This is a genomic window from Streptomyces sp. NRRL F-6676 (genome assembly GCF_000725625.1).
Classification (GTDB): Bacteria; Actinomycetota; Actinomycetes; order Streptomycetales; family Streptomycetaceae; genus Streptomyces.
Genome location: NZ_JOHS01000010.1, coordinates 62,799 through 84,527 on the forward strand (window position 1 = coordinate 62,799; position 21,729 = coordinate 84,527).

Consider the following 21,729-nt stretch of genomic DNA (forward strand, 5'->3'; position numbering starts at 1 on the left):
CAGGGGCGCGAAGAACCGCGCGACCGGCCCCCACCGTCCGCAAGCCGACAACGCGCCTACGGGGTCGAAAGGGCAGCGCCCCTTGAGGACGGGAGGGGCAGGGGCGGCGGGGGCGGTGGCGGGGGCGGGAGAACTCCCGCACGTCGACCTGGTCGGAGGGCTGCACCGGCGCCGCCCCTGTTCGACGCCGTCCGACTGGACGCCGAGGATCTCGCGACGCTGGAGAGGTGGCCCATGTGAGCGCGCCGGGCTTCTGGTCCGGTCCCGGCGAGCCGGCCGCCGCCCCACCCCCGCTTGCGAAACGGAACGTCGTTCCGTAAGGTAATTGGAACAAGGTTCCGCTTACTTTCGCCCGAAGGGGTACGCCATGATCCTCGTCACCGGAGGCCTCGGCTTCATCGGATCCCACACCGTGCGCGCACTGCTCGACCAGGGCGAGAAGTGCGTCGTCGTCCAGCGCAACGCCCGCCCGCTCCCCTCCTTCCTGGACGGGGAGGGGGTGGTCGTGGAGCAGGTGGACGTCGGCGACCGCGAGGCCGTGCTCCGGCTCGGGGACCGGCACGGGATCACGGGCCTCGTGCACCTGGCGGGGTCGTACCCCTGGCAGCCCGCGCCCGAGGCGGCGGTCGAGGCGACCCGGCGGTCGCTCGACGGGCTGCTGAACATCGTGCAGGCCGCGCAGGAGTGGGGCGTACGGCGGCTCGGCCTCGCCAGCACGATCGGGGTCTACGGCGGCACCCCGCTCGACCGCCCGCTGCGCGAGGACGCCCCGCTGACGCTGAGCGCGCCCGTCTCGATCCCCACCTTCAAGAAGGTCGGCGAGATGCTGGGCGGGTACCTCGCCGACGCCGCGGACCTCGACATCGTCAACTACCGGATCTCCGGCACCTGGGGCCCGCTCGGCCACTCCGACCCGTTCTTCGCCGCTCCCGCCCTCGTCCACGCCGCCGCCCGCGGCACCGCGCCGGACCTGTCCGGGCTCATGGGACCGGCCCACGCCGAGGACGGGCTCGACCTGAACTACGTCAAGGACACCGGCCGGGCGATCGCCCTCCTCCAGCTCGCGGACCGGCTCAACCACCGTACGTACAACGTGGGTTCGGGCCGGGCCACGACCAACGGCGAGATCGCCGCGGCGATCAGGAAGGTGGTCCCGGACGCCCGGGTCGACCTGCCGGCCGGGGGCACGGCGCCGCACATGGTCTTCGACATCGACCGGCTGCGGCAGGACACCGGCTACCGGCCCGAGTACGACACCGAGCGGGCCGCCGCCGACTACATCGCCTGGCTGCGGGCGGGCAACGCGCGCTGAGCCGGCGGGGGCACCCACCAGAGGGGTGCCCCGACCGCCACTGTCATGGCACCCGGACCCACCGTGCCCGCGACGGCGTGCCCCGGGCGTCCGTGACGAACAGCATGTACCAGCCGGACGGCACCACGTTCCGGCTCCCCGGCACCGTCACCGTCACCCGGTTCCCGGACACCTTCAGGTCCACCGCGACCGACCGCTGGTCCACGTCCGTGACATGCGTCGACGCGCTCGGGCGGATCAGCCGGGCGGCCCGGACCGCCGACGCGCCGGCGATGCGGAACGTCCCCGACCCGCCCCGCCGGATCGTCGTCGGCCCGCCGGACAGCTCCGGACGCGCGCCCTTGCCCCGCCGGTACAGATACGGCGGCGTGTAGATCTCGATCCGCTGCTCGAACCTGCCCGGCCTCGTGTTCGCCCGGTCCGCGTACAGCGAGTCCGAGCCGAAGAACATCACCCGCCCGTCCGGCAGCAGGATCGACCCCGAGTGGTAGTCGCGGCCCACCAGGGGGTCGGCCACCCGACGGAGGGAGTTGGTGTCCGGGTCGTAGATCCGGGCCTGGAGGATGTCGGAGCCGCCGCGCCCCCGGTAGTCCTCCGAGCCGCCGGAGATCAGCACCGTGTCGTCGGGCAGGATCGAGGACTGCGGATAGCGCGTCCCCTTCTCGAGGGACGGCCCGTCCACGAAGTGCGGATGCCTCGCGCGGAGGTCGACCAGCCGGGTCCGCCGGCTGGACCGCTTCGACTCGCCGACCCCGCCGCCCCCGACGACCAGGTACTTCTCCTCCTGCGCCGGTGGCAGCAGCACCGTCCCGGAGGTCTCCATCAGCTCCGGGTCGCTCAGCCCGGGCACCGGCGTGAAGGTGTTCGAGGCCACGTCCCACAGGCCGGGGTCCCGGCCCACGTCGTCCGGGCCGTACCCCGCGTTGGAACCGGAGTAGAAGATCTTGCCGGTGCGGGTCAGGAACAGCGCCGGGTAGGTCGGGAACTGCCGGGTCCGCCGGGTGTACGTCCACTTCTTCGTGCGCGGGTCGAAGATCTCGTTCTTGCCGGGGACGAGCTGCCCGATGTCGTCGAGCCCGGAGACGCCGAGCACCGTGCCGTCGCCGAGCGTGGTGAGCGTCGGATACCAGCGGGCCTCGTGCATCGGGTCGACCTTGATGTACTTCTCGGCGACCGGGTCGAACTCGTAGGCGTCCCTGATCCCCTGGAAGTCCTTCTTGTCGAGGGCGAGTTTCTGCGCGATCCCGTAGGTGTTGCGGGCGTCGGCGCCGGTCAGCCCCCGCACCCGGTAGTTGTCCTGCGTGCCGGTCTCGTACTTCGCGCCCTTGTGCGGCGCCTCGACATAGATACGGCCGAGCCCGGCGTCGTTGTGCAGGAACTTCCCGGTCCTCCGGTCGAACACCTTCTTCGCGCGCGGTACCAGCACCGGGTCCTTGGAGAGAAACGTCCTGTGGTGGGAGCGGCCGGTGAACACCGTCCCGGCGGGCAGGGTGATCGGCTTGTCCGGGTTCTCGTTATGGACGATCATCAGGCCGCCCGCCTTGGTGACGTCCCCCTTCAGCTTCTCGTACCGCTTGGTGCCGCCCGCGATCAGCAGCCTGCCGTCGGCGAGCTGGGTGTGACCGGTGCAGAACAGGTCGGTGGGGGTGGGGATCTTCTTCACGGTCCCCTTGACCGGGTCCCACAGCCGGGTGTCGAACCTCTTGGCGTCGAAGTTCTCCTGCTTGTTGCCGGACCCGGCGACGAGCAGCACCTTCCCGGTGTGCAGCAGGGCCGCGTGGATGGTGTCCTGCCGGTACTCCTCGGGGAACTCGACGATGTCCCAGTGCCCGTTCTCGGCCTTGTACGACGGCCGGTCGATCGCGTACTCGTGGTAGCGCGCCGTTCCGTACCGGTACAGCCAGGGGCCGTTCATCCCGGCGAGGGCGAGCACCACCACCGCGCCGAACCCGAGCCGGCGGGCGCGCCGGCGGAGGACCGCGTGACCGGTCACGCGCCTGCCCTCCTCTTCTCCCGGCGGAGTGACCAGCGCCAGGCGAGGATCGGCGAGGCGGTGATCAGCAGGGCGAGACAGGCCCAGGTCAGCATGGCCGGATGGGCATGGCCGCGGACGATCCCCGCGGCGATCGACCCGCCGAAGACGGCGACGAAGAAGAGGTGGATGCGGAAGGTGCCGAACAGCGTGTCCGGACTCGCGGAGTCGCCCTTCGGCGTCACCACGAACCGGCTGCGCCGGCGCAGCACCGCGTCCGCCAGCGAGCGCGCGTAGACGGGGGCCGACAGCGCCGACATCACCATGCCGGCCACCCCGCCCGACCCCTCCGGCTCGTGTGGCGAGACGTTGTGCCGGCGGTTCCAGACGTACAGCCCGATCTGGAGCGCGGAGGCGTTGCCGTACAGCATCAGCCACACCGTCGGATCGATGTTCACGCCGGAGGCGCCGAGCCCGAGGAACAGGGCGCAACTCAGCGCCGCCAGGATCCAGTTGAGCGCCGACAGCGGATAGAAGACGATCATCATGGTGTAGTTGAGGAGGCGGCCCGGCGGCAGCGAGTAGAAGCCCTTCCAGAACTGCTTGAGGATCGTCTCGTACGTACCTCGCGACCAGCGCAACTGCTGTGTGAAGAAGTCCGTCCAGGCGGCCGGGCCCTCGCCGACCGCGAGCACGTCGGGCGTGTAGACCGACTTCCATTTACGGCCGGTGGCCGGGTTGCGGTGGCGGTGCATCTCGAAACCGGTGGCCATGTCCTCGGTGATGGAGTCGTACAGCCCGCCGATCTGCTTCAGCGCCCGGATGCGTACGGCGTTCGACGTGCCGACGAACATCGGGGCGCCGTAGCGGTTCCCGGCGCGCTGGATCAGGGCGTGGAAGAGGAACTGCTGGGACTCGGCGGCCTTGGTGACGAACGTGTCGTAGTTGCCGTAGACCTGCGGGCCGATGACGAAGCCGACGTCCGGGTCGCGGAAGTAACCGAGCATCCGCTCCAGGTAGTTGGGCAGCGGGACGTGGTCGGTGTCGACGGAGGCGAAGAAGTCGTACTCGGCGCCGTGCGCGTCCAGCCAGGCGTTGTAGTTGCCGTGTTTCGTCCTGGCACGGTGGGCCCCGGTGGGACGGTTCCAGCGGGCGACGCCCTTGCGGGTGAAGTGGTGCACGCCCAGGCGCGCGCAGACCTCCTTCACGCCCGGATCGTCGCCCTCGTCGAGCAGCCAGACGTGCAGCAGTCCGCGGTGACGCAGCCGGACGGCCGCCTGGAGGGTCCTGGTCACCATCTCCAGCGGCTCCTTGCCGGGCACGAAGCTGGTGAGGAACGCGACGCGGGTACCGGTCTCGGGGACGACGGGGACGGGGTCGCGGGCGACCAGGGTGGCGTGCGCGTTGGACAGCACGTTCAGACAGCGGAAGAACTCGATCAGGCCGATCGCGACGAGCATGACGACGTCGAGGACCGGCAGGTAGTCGTGGGCGGGGTGGTCGCGCCGGGTCCAGTGGGCGGGCTGGAGCAGCCAGCCCAGGAGGACGAGGGAGAGCAGGGGCGCCGCGCCCAGCATCAGCGCGGCGCGCAGGCGGTGCGGCTCCTGGGAGAGGAGGGAGCGGTAGCGGACCCGGTAGGGCCGGTCGGGGTCCGGCTGGGTCAGGGGGCCGGCGAGTCTGCTGTGGTGTTCGTAGTCGTATGTCGGTAGGGGGGCCGGGGCCGGAACCGGTGCGGGTGTCCGGGGCCGGTCTCGGTCTCGGGTCCGGTCTTGGTCTCGGCTCCGGTCTCGGGTGTGACTGTGGGTGTGGGTGTGACTGTGGGTGTGGGCGTGGTGGTGGTGCTGCCGGGCGCCTGTCGGCGTCGACGTCATGAGTCATCCCCCTGCACGCACACGGGTGCGCGGTCTCGGTCGTGCACCGGCCGGCGCGCGGGACCCCTCTCCCGTGTGCGTCGACCGGTATGTCCCCCCAACTGCCTTGTCGCGGCAGCTGTTTGGGCCGCCTGCGGGTGGCGGCTGCGTGTCGGGTACAGGGTTCTACGGTGTCCGGCATGAACGCAATACGCGAAACGTAGGGGTTTCCGGTCGTATGTTCGTATTGAGACGTCTGTTCGTCTCGTCGCCTGGAAACATGTCCGGCGGGGCGGTGTCTCGCGGAAACGGGTCCTCGGGGGAACGGGTCGCGCGGAAACGGTCTCGTGGGAACGGTCTCGGGGGAACGCGGAAAGGCCCCCCGCTCCCACGGGGGGCCTTTCCGGTCGTGCGCCGCCAGGGACTCGAACCCCGGACCCGCTGATTAAGAGTCAGCTGCTCTAACCAACTGAGCTAGCGGCGCCTGCTGACACCCGAAATTTTACCGGACGCCGCGGGGTGCTCCCGACCACCGCGGGCGCGTACACCGTTCGCGCGGTGGGCGTGCGGTTCGTCCGGAACGCCGGGAAACTGACCGTCGTGCGGAGAGGGCACGCCCACGGCACCGGAACTCGACCTTCCGGCCGCCGGGCGGACCGCGGCGCGGAGGCTTGGAGGGCATCGATGAGTACGACGACTTCCCGGACGGAGGGGCCGCGGCACGGGCGGGTCATCCACGGCGAGTCCACGCTGGAGATCCCCGTTCATCTGCTGTTCCGGGACGAGACCGGGGGTGCGGGGGCCGGGGGAGTGGCGGAGGTGTCCCGGGCGGCCGGGGCGGCGTTCGGGGTGGCGGGGGTACGGGCTCCGGTGGTGCCGCCACCGCCACCGCCGGTGGGCGAGGGCGAGGGCGGGGGCGGGGGCGGTGGTGAGCGGTCCGCCCGGCTGCTGCCCGGGGCGCTCGGTGTGCTGGCGGGGGTGTGCGGGGCGGCGGGGTGTGTGCTCACGTCCTGGTGGGCGGGGGTGCTGCCGCCGCTCGCGGGGCCGGTGTGGCGGGCGGGGTCGGGGCTCGGGCCGGCGCAGTGGGTGGCGTACGGCGGGGCGGGAGTGTTGGGGCTCGTCGGGTGCGGGGGGCTTGCGCGCGGGCGCGTGCGCCGCGTCGGGCGTGCGGGGTGGGTGCGGGTGCGTTCGGTGGTGCCGCGGCGCCGGGCCGACGCGCGGTTGCGGCACTGGCGGAGTGGGCCGGTGCCGGTGTGCGACGCGAACGGGCTGGAGCTGGCGGTGACGGTCTGGGTGACCTGGCGGGTGCGGGACGCCGCGCGGGCGGCGCGGGGGGTCGAGGATCACCGGCGGTATCTGGAGGAGTGTGTCGAGAGTGCGCTGGCACGGGTGGTGCCGAGGGTGCCGGTGGGCGGGTCGGCCGTGCGGGGCGGGGTGACCCTGCGGGACGGGGGCGCGGTGGGGGACGCGGTGACCAGGGCGGTGGCGGGGGATGTGGAGGGGGTGGGGATGGAGGTGTGTGCGGTGCGGGTGGTGGGGGTCGCGTATGTGGACGGAGTCGCGGAGTGGTTGCGGGGGCGGAGGATGGCGGAGCTGGAGGGGTAGGGCGCCCTCCCCGCCGGCATACGAAAGAGGCCCCCCGCTGAGCGAGGGGCCTCTCTTCGGTGCGCCGCCAGGGACTCGAACCCCGGACCCGCTGATTAAGAGTCAGCTGCTCTAACCAACTGAGCTAGCGGCGCATGACTCCCGCCTTCGCGCTCTCGCGTTCCGGCGACGACGAAAATACTACCTGGTCCGTGGGGGTGCTGCCGACCACGGGACCGGCGGCCGGCTCAGAGCGTCAGGGAGAGCAGGACCGGCGCCGCGTTCCGGTTCAGGCGGTCCGCCGCCTGGCGCAGACGGTGGGCCTGGCGGGCCGGGAGGGACAGGGCCAGGCAGCCCACCGCGGAGCCCGCGGTGATCGGCACCGCCGCGCAGACCGTGCCGACGGCGTACTCCTGGAGGTCGAGGACCGGCACCGTCGGCGGCTGGGCGGCCAGCCGGGACAGCAGGGCGCGCTCGCTGGTGATCGTGCGCGAGGTGAGCCGGGCCATCCGGTGCCGGGAGAGGTGGTCGCGCCGGCCGCCCACGTCGAGCTGGCCGAGCAGGCTCTTGCCGATCGCGCTGGCGTGGGCGGCGGAGCGGAAGTCGACCCACTCGTGCACCGCGGGCGCGGCCGGGCTCTGCGCGCACTGGGTGATGCGCACCTCGCCGTCGATGTAGCGGCTGACGTAGACCGCCGCGCCGACCGAGTCGCGCAGCCGGTCCAGGGTGTGCTGGAGCCTCTCGCGCACCGCCCGGTCGCGGCCGTGCGCGGCGCCGAGCAGACCGAGGGCGGCGCCGGTGACGTAGGCGCCGTCGGCGGTGCGGGCGACGTAGGACTCGTCGCGGAGCATGCGCAGCAGCGCGGCCAGCCGGTCGCCGCCCAGGCCCGTGCGGCGGGCCAGTTCCGCGGCGGTGACCCCGGCGGGGCGCCGGGAGACGGACTCCAGGACGCGCAGGGCGTCCTGGGCCGAGCGGTACGGGGCGGTCGGTTCCTGGGTCGGCGCCACGGTCTCCCCCTGCGCTCCGGGCCATTCTCCGGACGGCTTGGCTGCCCCTCCACGATAGGGCCGGAGCGGGGCCGGGGGTGCGGCTGTTGCCGAGATTCGCGAGGGCGTACGGGCCGCTCAGCAGCGGCGCGCCACCCTGGCACATGCCACGGTCATGACCGGTCGGCCGTGACCTCGGACGACCGCCCTCCCCGCGCGGCCGTCCCCGTACCGTCCCCGCGTGCGGCCGTCACCGCACCGCGCTGAGGAATTCCCTGGTGCGCACGTGCTCCGGTTCGCCGAAGATCTTCTCCGGCGGGCCGGACTCGATGACGTGACCGGAGTCGAACATCAGTACCTGGTCGGAGATGTCCCGGGCGAAGCCCATCTCGTGGGTCACGCACAGCAGGGTGATGTCGGTGGTCCGGGCGATCTCCCGGAGCAGGTCGAGCACGCCCGCCACCAGCTCGGGGTCGAGGGCCGAGGTCACCTCGTCGAGGAGCATGATCTTCGGCCGCATGGCCAGCGCCCGGGCGATCGCCACCCGCTGCTGCTGGCCGCCGGAGAGCTGCGAGGGATGCGCGTCGATCTTGTCCGCGAGCCCGACGAGCTCCAGCAGGCCACGCGCCCGTTCCTCGGCCTCCTCGCGGCCGAGGCCGAGGACGCTGACGGGCGCCTCGGTGATGTTCCGCAGCACGTTCATGTTCGGGAACAGGTTGAACTGCTGGAAGACCATGCCGATCTGCGCGCGCATCCGGCGCAGGTGCTTCTCGTTGGCGGGCTTCAGGGTGCCGTCCGGCGCCCGCATGTGCGACAGCGGCTCGCCGTCCACCCAGATCACGCCGTCGCTGACGCGCTCCAGGGTCATCAGCAGCCGCAGGATCGTCGTCTTGCCCGAACCGCTCGGCCCGATCAGCGTGACGTGCTCGCCCTGCTGGACGGCGAAGTCGAGGCGGTCCAGCACGGTGTGGTCCCCGAAGCGCTTGACCACGTGGTCGAAGCGCACCAGGTCGCCGGGGGCGTCCGCCGCGCCGGTCGAGGGCTCGGAGGCCGGGATCTTCTGCAAAGGGTCAGTGGCCAAGGCGCTTCTCCAGTTTTCTCATCAGAAGCGAGGTCGGATAGCTAGCCGCCAGGAAGATCAGCCCGGCCAGGGTGAACGTCTCGGCGTAGGTGAAGTGGGTCGCGCCGTACTCGCGTGCTCCGGCGACCATCTCCTGGACCGTGATGACGGCCAGGAACGGGGTCTCCTTGAACATGGCGATGGCGTAGTTGCCGAGCGCGGGCAGCACGTTGCGCACGGCCTGCGGCAGGATGACGGCCTGCCAGGTGCGGCGCGGCGACAGGGACAGTGCCCGGCACGCCTCCCACTGCCCCTTCGGCACGGCGTCGATGCCCGCCCGGTACACCTCCGACATGTACGAGGCGTAGTGGATGCCGAGCACCACGATGCCGATGGTCAGCGGATCGACCGTGTTGAAGACCGCGTAGGCGCCGACCAGCTGCACCAGCAGCGGCGTGGAGCGGACGAACTCGGTGAGCACCCGCACGGGAACGCTCACCAGACGGGTCGGCGCCCGCCCGGCCATGGCGACCAGCAGCCCCAGCACGGTGGCGACCACGGTGCCGAGCACCGTGGCCAGCAGGGTCGTCTTGAAGCCGTCCCACAGCAGTGGCCAGGAGTCCCCGACGGCACCCCAGTCCCAGTCGTAGTTCACAGGGAGCCTCCCGCCATCTCGGACGTGCGCGCCGACTCGGCGCTGCGGGTGCGCAGCAGGCCGCGGGTGTCCGGGCGCTGTCCGAGCCGGACCTTGGCGCGCCGCTCCAGGACGTTCATCAACAGGGTCAGCAGATAGGCGAGGACGAAGTACATCACCAGCAGCGTCAGATACGCCCACGTCGTCGCGCCGGTGCGGTCACGCATCTGCTGGACGACCATCGTCAGATCGGCCGCGGTGATCAGCCACAGCAGCGGCGTCGCCTTCAGCAGCTGGATCAGCAGATTGGTGAACGGCGGGATCATCTGCACCCACGCCTGCGGCAGGATGACCCGGCGCATCCGCTGGACCGGCGTCAGATTGAGTGCCACGGCGGCCTCGAACTGCGCCTTCGGCACGGCCTTCAGCGCGCCGCGCACCACCTCGGCCCCGTAGGCGCCGTAGTTCATGCCGAACGCCACGACACCGCAGAACAGCGGTGCGAGCTCGTAGCCGAAGAGCAGCGGAAGCGCGTAGTAGAGCCAGAACAGCTGGACGTACAGCGAGGTGCCGCGGAAGAACTCCACGATCACCCGTGCCACCCCCCGCACCAGCACGAGCCGGCTGTCCGCCATGAAACCGAAGACGAAGGACAGCACCAGGGCGACGGCCGCCCCGAGGACGGTGGCCTCGACCGTCACCGCCAGTCCCGACCACACGTTCGACAGATGGCCGAAGAAATAAGAGTAGAAGTCACCCATGGGCAGCGGTTCCCGTCAGGCCTTGCAGAGCTGGGCGGTCTTCAGATTGGCCGGCGGAATCGTTTCCTTGCCGAAGCCGTACTCCCCGATGAGGTCGACGTAGCGGTCCGCGTCGGACGTGATCTTCTTCAGCTGCTCGTTGAACGCGTCCCGCAGCTCCTCGGCGCCCTTGCGGAAGACGGCGCCGCCCGGGCTGTACTGCTTGGTGCCGTCGACCTCCGGGACGAACGCCTCGGTGACCTCCAGGCCGCTGTTGTTCTTGGCCAGCCAGTTCAGCGAGATGCTGGTGAGCAGGAACGCGTCGATCCGGCCGCCCTTGACCGCGTCCGCGCCGTCCTGCGGCTTCTGCAACGTCTTGATGTCGCCGTCGGAGATCCCGGCGGAGGTGGCGTAGCCCTTCTCCACCGCGCCCGACATCACACCGATGGTGACCCCGGCCTTCTTCGCCGACGCCAGGTCGGTCAGGTTCTTCGGGTTGCCCTTCTTCACCATCATCGCGGTGGGGGAGATGAACTCCGGCTCCGAGAACAGCGCCTTCTCGCAGCGCTCGGGGATGATCGCCATACCGGCGCTGATCACGTCGTACTTGCCGGCCTGGAGACCGGGGATCAGGCCGTCCCACTCCGAGAACGTCGGGCGCAGCTCGTCCACGCCGAGGGCCTTGAAGATCTCACGGTGCAGGGTGGGCGCCTCGCCCTTCAGCTTCCCGTCCTCCTTGTAGCCGTAGGGCGCCTCGTTGGCATAGGCCACCTTCACGTAGCCCTGCTTCTTGAGCTGCTCCAGCTTCGAGCCCTCGCCGTCGCTGCCGGTGTCCGTCTTGCTGCACGCGGTCAGCAGTCCGGGGACGGCGATCAGGCCACCGACGGCCGCGGTTCTGGTGAGAAAACCCCGGCGGGACAGGTTGGGGAACTCCGATGTGGACACTCGGCCTCCTGGGAACGGCTACTACTGGCCTGCCGGACGCAGGCCAGTAGTGGCCCCTGCCCGATCTGCGCGAGGCATGCGGGCCGACGGGAGATGTGATCCAACGTTGTCCGAAAGGAGACCGTTCCGTTTCGCGCCGAACGGGCAGGGGGCAGGGACGGGCCAGGGACGGGCAGCAGCAGAAAGGTTGGGCATGACCGCACTCGGACTTCTCTATCCGGGCCACTCCGCCGAGGACGACTACCCCCGCATCGAGCAGCTTCTGGGCAGCGACGTCCGGGTCGACCTCGTGCACACGGAGATCGGCGAGGACGCCCACCACGTCGGCGCCCTCCGCGAACTCGGCTCCCCCGAGCACCTCGCCGCCGGTATCGAGCGCCTGCGTCTCTCCGGTGCGGAAGCCGTCGTCCTCGCCTCCACCAGCGGCAGTTTCGTGCACGGCTGGGACGGTGCGCGTGACCAGATCCGCAACCTCGCCCGCGCCGCGGGGATGCCGGCCTCCGCGACGTCCTTCGGGTTCGTGCGTGCCGTCCAGGAGGTCGGCGCACAGCGTGTCGCCGTCGCGGCGACGTATCCCGAGGACGTCGCCGGGCTGTTCGCGGACTTCCTGGGGGCGGCGGGCATCGAGGTCGTCGCCGTACGGAGCGCGGGCGTCGGGACGGCGGCGGAGGCCGCCCGGTGGGGCCCGGAGGACGTCCTGCGGCTGGCCCGCGAGAGCGACCACGCCCAGGCGCAGGCGGTACTCCTGCCGAACACGGCGCTGCACACGGCGGCGTGCGTCGCGGAACTGGAGGAGGCCCTCGGCAAGCCGGTCCTCACGGCGAACCAGGTGACGGTGTGGGAGGCGCTGCGGCTGGCCGACCGGCGGGTGAACGCGCCGAGGCTGGGGGCGCTGTTCACACGGGAGCCGATCGTGCAGGTGTGAGAGGGCGCGGGCTGCGTCGATCCGCGGCTCCGCCGCCGGGGCGCGAGCAGTGGCGCCCGGTAAGGGGCGCGGGGCCGTGTCGATCCGCGGCTGCCGCCGCGCGGGCGCGAGAAACCCACCGCCCGGAATAACCGGGGACCCCCTCCTGTTACGCACACGGTCACGACGTGACGCGGACGCGTACGAGCAGCAGGAGGTACCCGGTGGCAGACGGCACGGCGGCGGACGGGATCCGCGGCACCGCACACGGCACGGCCCCCGTGCCCCTCTCCGTACTCGACCTGGTCACCGTCGGCGCCGGACGCACCGCCTCCGACGCGCTGCGCACCGGCGTCGAGCTCTCCCGGCTGGCGGAGTCACGCGGGTTCCACCGCTACTGGGTCGCCGAGCACCACTCCATGCCCGGGGTGGCGTCGTCCTCGCCCGCCGTGATCCTCGCCCACCTCGCCGCCCACACCGAGCGCATCCGCCTCGGCTCCGGCGGCGTCATGCTGCCCAACCACGCCCCGCTGGTCATCGCGGAGCAGTTCGGCACGCTGGAGGCGCTCGCCCCCGGCCGCGTCGACCTCGGCCTCGGCCGCGCCCCGGGCACCGACGGCGCCACCGCCGCCGCGCTGCGCCGCACCGACCGGCTGCACGAGGGCGCCGACGACTTCCCGCAGCAGCTCATGGAGCTGACCCGGTTCCTCGACGACGACTTCCCCGACGGCCACCCCTACAGCCGCATCCACGCCGTGCCCGGCCCCGTGCAGGCGACCTCGCCCGGCGGCGTGCAGTCCCCGCACCGGCCGCCGGTCTGGCTGCTCGGCTCCTCCGGCTTCAGCGCCCGGCTCGCCGGCACGCTCGGACTGCCGTTCGCCTTCGCCCACCACTTCTCCGCGCAGAACACCGTCCCCGCGCTGGACCTCTACCGCGAGACGTTCCGGCCGAGCGAGGTCCTGGCCGAGCCGTACGCGCTGATCGGCGTCTCCGCGCTCGCCACGGACGACGAGAAGGAGGCCCGCCGCCAGGTGCTGGCCGCCGCGCTCAACATGGTCCGGCTGCGCACCGGCCGCCCCGGCCTCGTGCCCACACCGGAGGAGGCGGAGGCGTACGACTTCAGCCCGATGGAGCGGGACTTCGTCGACTCCTGGAACGCCAACGTCGTGCACGGCACCGCCGACGAGGTCGTCTCCGGCCTCAACGACCTCCAGAAGCGCACCGGCGCCGACGAGCTGATGCTCACGGCCAACGCGCACGGCGGCGACGTACGGGTGCGCTCCTACGAGCTGATCGCCGACGCGTACGGGCTCCCGGCGGCCGGCTGATCAACCGGTGGGCGGCGCCTACGCGTTGCCCACCGCCGCCGTCGCCAGCAGGTCGGAGATGCGGTCCGGCGGGACCGGGCGGGAGTACAGCCAGCCCTGCCCGGTGTCGCAGCCGATGGCGCGCAGACGGGCGGCCTGCGCCGAGGTCTCCACGCACTCGGCGATCACCGTCAGCCCGAGCCGGTGCGCGAGCTGCACCATCGCCTCGACGATCACCTCGTCGGCGGGGCTGGCCGGCGTGCCGTCGGGCCCGGGGTCGGGCGTGCCGGTGCCCGGGCCGGGGGCCTCGTACTGGAACCCGCGGACGAAGGAGCCGTCCAGCTTCAGGACGTTCACCGGGAGCCGGCTGAGGTAGGCGAGGTTGGAGTAGCCGGTGCCGAAGTCGTCGATGGCGATGCGTACGCCCATGTCGCTGAGGGCTTCGAGGGCCTGGAGCGGCCGGCCGGCCGAGCCCGTCAGCGCGGACTCGGTCAGTTCGAGCTGGAGCAGATGCGGGGGGAGGCCGGTCTCGGCGAGCGTCCGTGCCACGTCGGCCACCAGATCGGAGTCCCAGATCTGGCGCACCGCCACGTTGACGCTGACGAAGAGCGGGGGCGCGTCCGGGTGGTCCAGCTGCCAGCGGCGCGCCTGCCGGCAGGCGGTGGTCAGCACCCAGCGGCCGAGCTGGACGATCGAGCCGTCCTCCTCCGCGAGTGAGATGAACCGATTCGGCGCCAGCGCGCCGAACTGCGGGTGGTGCCACCGCACCAGCGCCTCGACGCCGTGCACACGGCCGTCCGTCATGCCGACGAGCGGCTGGTACTCCAGCGCGAACTCGCCCTGTTCGATGCCGGGGCGGAGGGTGGAGGCGAGGGCCTGACGGGTCATCCGGTGCGCGTTGCGCTCCGGATCGAACAGCGTCCAGCGCGCCCGGCCGTCGGCCTTCGCCCAGTACAGCGTCGTGTCGGCGTCCTGCATCAGCTCGGTCGCGGTGGTCCCGGCGGCCCGCCGCTCGACGACACCGATCGAGGCGGACACGGACACCCGGTGCTCCGCGAGCTCGAACGGCGCGCGGAGCGCCTCCAGCGCCGACTCGGCGAGCTCGGCGAGCTGATCGGTCCCGGTGGACCCCTCCACGAGCAACGCGAACTCGTCCCCACCGAGCCGGGCGACGAGCGGCGCCCCGCCGACCCCCGCCGTCCCGGCCCCGCCCGCGGCCGCGGGGCCCCCGCCGGCCTTCGCGGGTGCGGCTCCCGCGTTCGCCGGGGGGCCTCCCGCGGTCGCGGCGTCGCCCTGGCGTCCCCGGACCGTCTCTGCCGCGCAGCGGGTGAGGCGGTCGGCGACGGCGGTGAGCAGGCGGTCGCCGAGGCGGTGGCCCAGGGTGTCGTTGACCGCTTTGAAGCCGTCCAGGTCCAGGTAGCACAGGCCGATCCGGCCGGTGCCCTCGTCGTACGACTCCGCTTCCAGCGCGGCCGTCAGGCGTTCGAAGAACAGGGTGCGGTTGGGCAGCCGGGTCACCGGATCATGCAGTTGCAGATGCCGCAGCCGGGCCTGGAGTTCGCGGCGGGCGCTGATGTCCGTGACCGACAGCAGGGCCGCCCGCCGGGCCGGCGGCAGCGGAGTGACGGTCACCTGCACCCAGAGCGAGTGGCCGTCGGGGTGCTTGAGCCGGCGAGTGCAGCGCAGCCGGGACTGCCGGCCGCGCAGCACCTCTTGGTAGGTGTGCCAGGTGCGGGCGTCGGAGGCGAGGTCGACGAGGTCGGCGGCGGCCCGGCCGGTGAGGCCGTCGTCGGCGTCGTCGCCGGGCCAGTGCTCGCCGGCGCTCCCGCCGTCGGCCCCTGCGCCGGTGAGGCCGTCGTCGGCGTCGTCGCCGGGCCAGTGCTCGCCGGCGCTCCCGCCGTCGGCCCCTGCGCCCGCTTCGGGCGCGGCCCTGCCCAGCAGGGCGGCCAGCGCCCTGTTGGCGGTGACCACCCGCCCCTCGCGGTCGACGACCGCCATCGCCAGCGGCGCCTCGGCGAACGCGGCGACGGATCCGTCGTCGTCACACTCCGTGACGCCGGTTCGGCCGGGCTCTGCCGCGGGTGCCGGTCCTTCGGACGTTCCGCTCACCGCTCGCTCCCGCAGTGCACTCGTTCATCGTACGGATCTCGCAGGAAAGTGTGCCGATCATAGAGGTTGTCCCCCCTCCCTTCCAGCCGCCGTCCGGGGCCTTCCGGGGCCCGCCGAACCTGCGGGATCGTTTCTGCTCACCGTTGGCCCGGTTCGTTCACATGCCGACCGCATGTGACGTTCCGTGAGCCTTCGATGTATCGGGGCGCGGGTCGGGCGTAGGTGCGAAGGGGCGCCCGAGCGTTCACTCCGCGCGCCGGGAGGGCGAGCGGGGCGCACGCCGTCGCCCCGGTCGTACGGCGAGGCCCCGGTCGTACGCCGTCTCCTCCGTCGTGCGCCGCCACCTCCACCCTCGCCTCACTCGTCCGGTGCAGGCAAACAGGCAGAAATACGACTAATCATCCCAGGCTGGGTGCGACTCCCCCCTCGCACCCGGAGGTCGCCTTGCCGCGCCTGCTCCCCCTCGTGGGGCCCCTGAAGGGATTCGTCCGTGACGGGGCGCCCCGTCTGCGCAGCACCGCGGCCGTGTTCACCTCGATGACCGCGCTCGCCGCGACCTCCCTGGTCACCGGCCCCGCGCTCGCCGAGGCAGGAGCCACCCCCTGCGCGTTGCAGCGCACCGAGGCGCACCACTCCGAGGGGCTCGACTCCTGGAACGCCGCCTATCCGCGGCCCACCCGCCCGCTCGACGCCGTCATGGTGTTCCTCTCCTTCCCCGACGCCGGCCCCGAGACCACCCCGAAGGAGCTGACCGACGACTACTTCCCGGCCACCAACCGCTTCTTCGAACGCGCCTCCTACGGCCGGTTCTCCCTGCGCACGCACCCGCTGCGGCACTGGATCCAGATGCCGCACCCCTCCACCGCGTACGCCATACGGCGGGACTGGAGCCCCGGCCGCCGGGCCGCCTACCTCCGCGACGCGCTCGCCGCGGCCGACCGGCACGTGGACTTCTCGCGCTACGACGTCGTCTACTTCGTCGCCGATCCCGATGCACCGGGCGTCGACTCCGACGCCACCAAGGTGGTCAACCTGGACCGGCCGCTGCGCGCCGACGGCAAGGACATCCGCCGGGTCGTCACCGTCTTCGAACGGCACCCGCCGGACCGGCTGGTCCTCGCCCACGAGACCGGGCACGTGTTCGATCTGCCCGACCTCTACCACCGGCCGGTCGACGGCAAGGGCGACTGGGACACGTACGTCGGCGACTGGGACCTCATGGGCAGCCAGTTCGGACTCGCCCCGGACCTCTTCGCCTGGCACAAGTGGAAGCTGGGCTGGCTCGACCCCCGTCAGGTGGTCTGCGTGAAGGGCCAGGGCAGCACCCGGCTGACCCTGGAGCCGGTGGACGCGGGACCGTCGACGGGAACCGCCGGGGCGGCGGACGCCTCCGCGCCGGCGGGCGCCTTCACATCGGCGGACCCCTTCACGCCGGCCGGGACCCCGGTGGCCTCCGGCGCGACCGGCGTCGCCGGTGCGCCCGCGGCGGCGCCCGGGATCGGGGTGCGCCCCCTGGCCGCGGCGGGGCGCGGGACGAAGCTTGCGGTGGTGCGCACCGGCCCCGGCCGCGTGCTCGCCATCGAGGCACGCGACCCGGTCGGCAACGACGCCGCCGCCTGCACGCGCGGCATCCTCGTCTACCGGGTGCGCAACGAGGCCGAGTCCGGCGACGGTCCCGTCCAGGTCGTCGACGCCCACCCGCGCACCGGCGCCTGCTGGGACGAGTCGGTCTACCCGCCGCTCGCCGACGCCCCGGTGTCCCTGGGGGAGACCTTCACCGTGCCGGGGGAGGGCGTACGGGTGGCGGTGGAGGGGCGCACGGCGTCCGGGGAGTGGACGGTGTCCGTCACGGCGGCGCCGGAGTGAGCCGGACGGTAATCCCGGGCATGCGAAAGAGGCCCCTCGCTGAGCGAGGAGCCTCTTTCCGTCGTGTGCGCCGCCAGGGACTCGAACCCCGGACCCGCTGATTAAGAGTCAGCTGCTCTAACCAACTGAGCTAGCGGCGCCTGCTGACGTCGTAGACCTTAGCACCCTGGTCGACGGGAGGAAAAATCGAAATCCGCACCGCCACCGAGGCCGCCGCACGGGCCGCCCGCACCGCCGCCCAGCACACCGCCTCGGCCCCCGGCAGCCACGGATCGCGGGTGTCCGGGGCGACCAGCCAGCGCGAGGCCGGCCGCCCCGCACCCGGCGCGGGGCGCAGCGCGGGCACGGTGACGGCGTCGCCCGTGCCGTGGCAGAGCAGCGGCGGCACGGCACCGCCGCCGTCCCACTCCTCGGCGTCGAGCAGCGGCGGGAGGCGGCGGGCGGTGCCGGGGGCGGTGAACAGGAGGGTGCGCCCGCGGTGGACGGCCACCGGGCCGGAGCCGGGCCCCTCGTCCCACAGTCGGTCGAGCAGGCTCCGGCCGAAGACGGCGGGCACGTTGACGACGTCGAACACGGTGCCGCAGGGCAGGACGAGCGGCGCGTCAGGACGCTCCTCCCAGAGGGCGAGCGTGCTGCGGGGGTACCGGTCGGCCGAGGCCAGCCAGGCGGCGCCCGCCGCGGTGACCCCCGCGACGTCGGACGGGTCCGGGAACGGGTTGAGGCTCATGGCGTCCATCTGTACCCCGCGTGACTCACCCGATCCGGTGAGTTGCGGGAATCGGGTACGAGGGGAGTGGGAGCGGGGTACCGTGCGCCCGGCAATTGCCCTACGAGGGCCGACGGGGCCCGCGCGGCGCCCGTACGACGGCTCCCCGCGGCCGGTCCGGCCCGGCTCGGCCTCTCAGCCCAGGGCTCGGCCTCTCAGCCCAGGTCCGCCGGGCCGTGGGCCTCGACGCCGCGCAGCAGGTCCTGGCCGAACTCCACCATCTTCTTGGCGTAGTCCTCCGTCCACTGCGCCCGCTCGGCGATCGCCGCCGGCGTCAGCCGGTCGAAGCGGCGCGGGTCCGCCAGCTGTGCCGCCGCGATCGCCTGGTACTCGACCGCCCGGTCGGCGGCGGCGCGGAACGCCTGGCTCAGCTCGGTGGCCCGGGAGAGCAGCGCGCGGGGGTCGTCCATCGACTCCAGGTCGAAGAAGTGCTCCGGGTCGGCCGTGACCTCCGCTGGCTCGAAGAGCAGGGGCGCGGGGCGTAGCCGCGATTCGTTCCGGCGCGGCGTGGGCTCCGCCATGACGTCTCCTCCTCGTACGTACGTCCGATCCCCGCCCGGTAGGGAGAGGGCCACCGTCCATTGTCTCGTGGGCGCGCAAGAGGGCGGGGACCGTCAGGGAGGGCCCCCGCCCACCCCACGTTCAATGCACGGGCGGGGCCGGGTGTTCCCGCGCATCAGGGCTCCCAGGTCACCCGGTGTTCGTTCAGGTGGGACAGGACCGCGTGGTTCGCCTCCCAGCCGTCCGGGAACTTCACCGTGACGCCGAGCTGGACCGGTTCCGTGGACGGGTGGGCGTCCAGGAGGTCGGGGACGCCGGCGCGGCAGACCACGATGCAGGCGTGCCGGTGGCGGGAGGCGAGGACGCACAGGCGGCCCGTCTCCAGGTGGAACGCCGTCGCGTCGGGGCGGCCCGAGAGCGGGTGCAGTACGACCGTCACGTCGAACTCCCGGCCCTGGAGCCGGTTCGCCGTGTCCACGGTGACGTCCGTGACCCCCAGCTCCGCCAGGGCCGCGCGTACGGCCGCCGCCTGGTCGCGGTGGGCGGTGCCGACCGCGATCCGGTCGGCGGTCAGCGGCACCGGCTCCTCCGCCCGCTCCGAGACCGAGGCGCCCTCCCGGTCCAGCAGCCGGCGCACGACCAGCGCGAGCGCCCGTACCGCCTCCGGGTCCGTGCGCGGGGTGTGCCGGGGCGGCAGTTCGAGCAGGCCCCACCCGGAGCGCGCCGCCTCGTCGAGCACCGCGTCCGGGCCCGAACCGTCGGCCGGCACGCCGAACGCGAGCCGCCGGTCACCGGGCCCGGTGCCGCTGCGGAACGGCGTGTACGGGTAGAACGCGTCCGACACCAGCGGCGCCGCCGACGCCGGCAGCCGCCAGGACACCGGGAGCCGGTGCTGCGGCAGCTCCGGGTTGTGCGCGAGCAGCGTGCTCACCGCCGACGCCGACGGGTCGTACGACAGTCCCGCCCACTGCTCCGCCCCGACGATCGCGAACGGGTCCAGCTGCCCCGGATCGCCCACGAACAGCGCCCGTTCGAACAGCCCGGCCACCGCCAGCAGCGCGTCGGAACGCATCTGGTACGCCTCGTCGACGATCGCGTGCCGCCACGGCTCGACGTTCTTCACGTGCGCCCACTTCGCGGCCGTCGACAGCACGATGTCCAGGCCCGCGAGGTCGCCCGCCTTCGCGGACTTGCGGACGCCGGGCAGCGCGTCGAGCGCCTTGTCGTACGGGTCGGCGTCGCTGCTGTGCAGCCGGCCCACCGCCGCGTCGGGGTTCTTCTCGGCGAGCCGGACGACGAGGTCGTCGACCTGGGCGTTGGTCTGCGCGATCACCATGAGCGGGCGCCCGGCGGCGGCCAGTTCGAGCGCGGCGCGGACGACGAGCGTCGACTTGCCCGCACCGGGCGGCGAGTCGACGACGACGCCGCGGTGGGTGCCGTGCAGTGTGTCGCGCAGGATCGCGTCGGTGGCCCGCGCGGCCTCGGCGCCGGGGTCGGAACCGGCGACCGCTTCGTGCACCGTCGTCACAGGACGTCCTCCTCGGTCACCGCGTCCGGCCGCTCCGCCGTCGTGGCCGCGGCCTCGCCGGGCGGGCCGCCGTGCGTCCACGGCGTGTCCTCCGGGTCCGGCAGCTTCGCGCCGCCGCGCTGCTCGTGTTCGAACAGGGTGAAGCAGAGCCGGTCGCCCTTCTCGGGGACGGAACCCTCCTCGGGCTCCCGCCCGCGCCCCATCTTGTCGAGGATGCGCAGGGTCACCAGAGCGCTCTCCTCCTCCCCCTCCTCCATGAGCCCCACGAACTCGGCGCTCTGCGGCTTGCCGCCCAGCGAGCGGTACACCTTGGCGCGCTCCCCGAGGTGCGGCCGGTCGTCCGTGCGGACGGTCACCAGCGGGCGGGGGCTCGGCCGCTTGCTCTCGCTGTACGCCATCACCACCTCGACGACCTCCCCGGCGAACGCCTCCCCGGCCAGCCGCCGCCCGGCCATGACCAGCGGATCGTCCAGCGCCTCCTGCGCCTCCAGACGGGCCTGCTCGCGCTCGCGCGTGGCGAGCTTGCCCGCGGCGGTGACCGCGTCGTCCAGGCGCGGCTGCGGGGGCTCGCCGGCCAGGACGCGGTCGCGGTGGCCGGTGAACGACCAGCGGTCCCGGGTCCAGCGGTCGGCGACGTGCGCGCCCTCCGGGAGGGCGCGCAGCAGGTCGATGCCGTGCCACACCGCCTCCCAGGTGGGGCGCGTCCGGCTCTCCACCAGGGCGCGGATCTCGCGCTCGGCGGCGGTCAGCTCGCCGAGCCGGTCGTCCGCCTCCAGGCCGTCCTCGGCGGCGGCCAGCCGGGTGCGGGCGCGGTCGTAGCGCTCGATGGCGGGGGCGAGCAGCCTGTTGTCGAAGGCAGGGTCGGTGGCGGGGCCGGCGGGCGGGTGCAGAAGCTGTCCGGCGTCGTCCCTGGCCAGCTCCGCGCGCAGGGCGGCCTCGGCGCCGGTCGTGCCGTCCGGCGGGTCGATCCAGGCGAGGAGCGCGCCCAGGTGCTGGTCCTCCAGGTCGCTCTGGCCGGTCGCCCAGTGCCGGGTCAGCAGCTCGGTGAGGGCGGGCAGCAGGCAGGAGCCGGGGACGCGGGCCCGCTCCGCGAAGTGCGTGAGCCAGCGGCCGAGCAGTGGCACGCGGGGCGGGGCGGGGTGCGGGGTCTCGGGGTCCTGCTCGGCGGTGCGGCGGAACCGCATGGAGCGGCCGAGCAGCCGTACGAAGTCGACGCCCGCGCGGCTCGGGACGATCAGCTGGGGCGCGTCCGCGCACAGCTCGACCTCGACCTTGACCCGCTTGCCGGTCTCCGGGTCGGCCTCGGTGCGCTCGGCGGGCTCCACGGCGTCCGCGAAGCCGTCGATGTACGGCAGGACGACGTCGGCCAGCTCGGCGAGGAAGGCGAAGCGCAGGTCACGGTCGCGGGGCTGCGGCACGACGAGCAGCCGCGGCGCGTCCCGCTCCGTCCCGACGAGCGCCCCGAGCGGGGCCCCCGCCTCACCGGCGGTCGTCAACGGCACGAGCACCAACGGCCGAGCGGACACATGCCGATGCCGCACGGTGGCCAGCGCCTGCGCCCGCCCGTCCCGCACGGCCTCCAGCCGGGCGAGCGTGGAGATCAGGGACATGGGACACCTCGACGGGGTACGAGCCGACCGGCTCCGGGGGCGGGGCGGGACGCCC

At 73.0% G+C, this 21,729-nt stretch carries 17 protein-coding genes and 3 tRNA genes; 5 read left to right on the forward strand and 15 right to left on the reverse strand.

Annotated elements, in window-relative coordinates; translation table 11 throughout:
* Positions 1-367: 367 nt before the first annotated feature.
* Positions 368-1,312, forward strand: a complete 945-nt coding sequence (locus tag IO29_RS09245) for an NAD-dependent epimerase/dehydratase family protein (RefSeq protein WP_030379807.1) — start codon at positions 368-370, stop codon at positions 1,310-1,312.
* A gap of 43 nt (positions 1,313-1,355) precedes the next feature.
* On the opposite strand, the gene IO29_RS09250 is transcribed toward IO29_RS09245, so the two are convergent.
* From IO29_RS09250 to IO29_RS09260, 3 genes are all read right to left on the reverse strand, one after another.
* Positions 1,356-3,227, reverse strand: coding sequence for a radical copper oxidase GlxA (locus tag IO29_RS09250; RefSeq protein WP_078618290.1), 1,872 nt, complete (start codon positions 3,225-3,227; stop codon positions 1,356-1,358).
* Between the two features lie 74 nt (positions 3,228-3,301).
* On the reverse strand, positions 3,302-5,155 hold the full coding sequence (locus tag IO29_RS09255; protein WP_030379809.1) for a glycosyltransferase family 2 protein: 1,854 nt from the start codon (positions 5,153-5,155) through the stop codon (positions 3,302-3,304).
* Positions 5,156-5,544: 389 nt separating this feature from the next.
* Positions 5,545-5,618, reverse strand: a tRNA-Lys gene (locus tag IO29_RS09260).
* A 200-nt stretch (positions 5,619-5,818) separates the two neighbouring features.
* Between IO29_RS09260 and IO29_RS09265 the strand changes: the two genes are divergently transcribed.
* Entirely contained in the window at positions 5,819-6,739 is a 921-nt protein-coding gene (locus tag IO29_RS09265) for an SPFH domain-containing protein (RefSeq protein ID WP_051707461.1), read from the forward strand.
* Between the two features lie 60 nt (positions 6,740-6,799).
* On the opposite strand, the gene IO29_RS09270 is transcribed toward IO29_RS09265, so the two are convergent.
* From IO29_RS09270 to ehuB, 6 genes are all read right to left on the reverse strand, one after another.
* A tRNA-Lys gene (locus IO29_RS09270) sits at positions 6,800-6,873 on the reverse strand.
* Between the two features lie 93 nt (positions 6,874-6,966).
* Positions 6,967-7,725, reverse strand: a complete 759-nt coding sequence (locus IO29_RS09275) for an IclR family transcriptional regulator domain-containing protein (RefSeq protein ID WP_030379811.1) — start codon at positions 7,723-7,725, stop codon at positions 6,967-6,969.
* 229 nt (positions 7,726-7,954) lie between these two features.
* On the reverse strand, positions 7,955-8,785 hold the full coding sequence (ehuA, locus tag IO29_RS09280) for an ectoine/hydroxyectoine ABC transporter ATP-binding protein EhuA (RefSeq protein WP_030379812.1): 831 nt from the start codon (positions 8,783-8,785) through the stop codon (positions 7,955-7,957).
* Entirely contained in the window at positions 8,775-9,419 is a 645-nt protein-coding gene (ehuD, locus tag IO29_RS09285; RefSeq protein WP_030379813.1) for an ectoine/hydroxyectoine ABC transporter permease subunit EhuD, read from the reverse strand. Before ehuD ends, ehuA begins: the two co-directional genes overlap by 11 nt.
* The gene (ehuC, locus tag IO29_RS09290; RefSeq protein ID WP_030379814.1) at positions 9,416-10,159 is read right to left on the reverse strand and encodes an ectoine/hydroxyectoine ABC transporter permease subunit EhuC; all 744 of its coding nucleotides are present in this window, start codon (positions 10,157-10,159) and stop codon (positions 9,416-9,418) included. The genes ehuD and ehuC overlap by 4 nt, the downstream gene beginning before the upstream one ends.
* Before the next feature lie 15 nt (positions 10,160-10,174).
* The gene (gene ehuB, locus IO29_RS09295) at positions 10,175-11,083 is read right to left on the reverse strand and encodes an ectoine/hydroxyectoine ABC transporter substrate-binding protein EhuB (RefSeq protein ID WP_033225037.1); all 909 of its coding nucleotides are present in this window, start codon (positions 11,081-11,083) and stop codon (positions 10,175-10,177) included.
* A gap of 193 nt (positions 11,084-11,276) precedes the next feature.
* Here ehuB and IO29_RS09300 point away from each other — a divergent pair, with 193 nt between their 5' ends.
* The gene (locus IO29_RS09300; RefSeq protein ID WP_030379816.1) at positions 11,277-12,008 is read left to right on the forward strand and encodes a maleate cis-trans isomerase family protein; all 732 of its coding nucleotides are present in this window, start codon (positions 11,277-11,279) and stop codon (positions 12,006-12,008) included.
* A 203-nt stretch (positions 12,009-12,211) separates the two neighbouring features.
* Positions 12,212-13,315, forward strand: coding sequence for an LLM class flavin-dependent oxidoreductase (locus IO29_RS09305; protein WP_030379817.1), 1,104 nt, complete (start codon positions 12,212-12,214; stop codon positions 13,313-13,315).
* 18 nt (positions 13,316-13,333) lie between these two features.
* Here IO29_RS09305 and IO29_RS09310 read toward each other — a convergent pair whose 3' ends face one another.
* On the reverse strand, positions 13,334-15,403 hold the full coding sequence (locus IO29_RS09310; RefSeq protein WP_030379818.1) for a putative bifunctional diguanylate cyclase/phosphodiesterase: 2,070 nt from the start codon (positions 15,401-15,403) through the stop codon (positions 13,334-13,336).
* A 444-nt stretch (positions 15,404-15,847) separates the two neighbouring features.
* Here IO29_RS09310 and IO29_RS09315 point away from each other — a divergent pair, with 444 nt between their 5' ends.
* Positions 15,848-17,269, forward strand: coding sequence for a M6 family metalloprotease domain-containing protein (locus IO29_RS09315; protein ID WP_030379819.1), 1,422 nt, complete (start codon positions 15,848-15,850; stop codon positions 17,267-17,269).
* A gap of 66 nt (positions 17,270-17,335) precedes the next feature.
* On the opposite strand, the gene IO29_RS09320 is transcribed toward IO29_RS09315, so the two are convergent.
* The 5 genes from IO29_RS09320 to IO29_RS09340 all read right to left on the reverse strand — a co-directional run bounded on the left by IO29_RS09320 (position 17,336) and on the right by IO29_RS09340 (position 21,674).
* Positions 17,336-17,409 (reverse strand) — tRNA-Lys (locus IO29_RS09320).
* On the reverse strand, positions 17,400-18,005 hold the full coding sequence (locus IO29_RS35920; RefSeq protein ID WP_199806885.1) for a bifunctional DNA primase/polymerase: 606 nt from the start codon (positions 18,003-18,005) through the stop codon (positions 17,400-17,402). The genes IO29_RS09320 and IO29_RS35920 overlap by 10 nt, the downstream gene beginning before the upstream one ends.
* 185 nt (positions 18,006-18,190) lie before the next feature.
* Positions 18,191-18,556, reverse strand: a complete 366-nt coding sequence (locus IO29_RS09330) for a hypothetical protein (protein WP_030379821.1) — start codon at positions 18,554-18,556, stop codon at positions 18,191-18,193.
* A gap of 155 nt (positions 18,557-18,711) precedes the next feature.
* Positions 18,712-20,055 (reverse strand): AAA family ATPase, encoded by a 1,344-nt coding sequence (locus IO29_RS09335; protein ID WP_030379822.1) that lies wholly within the window; start codon positions 20,053-20,055, stop codon positions 18,712-18,714.
* Between the two features lie 5 nt (positions 20,056-20,060).
* Positions 20,061-21,674 carry a hypothetical protein gene (locus IO29_RS09340; protein WP_030379823.1) on the reverse strand — a complete coding sequence of 538 codons (1,614 nt, stop codon included), beginning with the start codon at positions 21,672-21,674 and terminating at the stop codon, positions 20,061-20,063.
* Positions 21,675-21,729 lie beyond the last annotated feature (55 nt).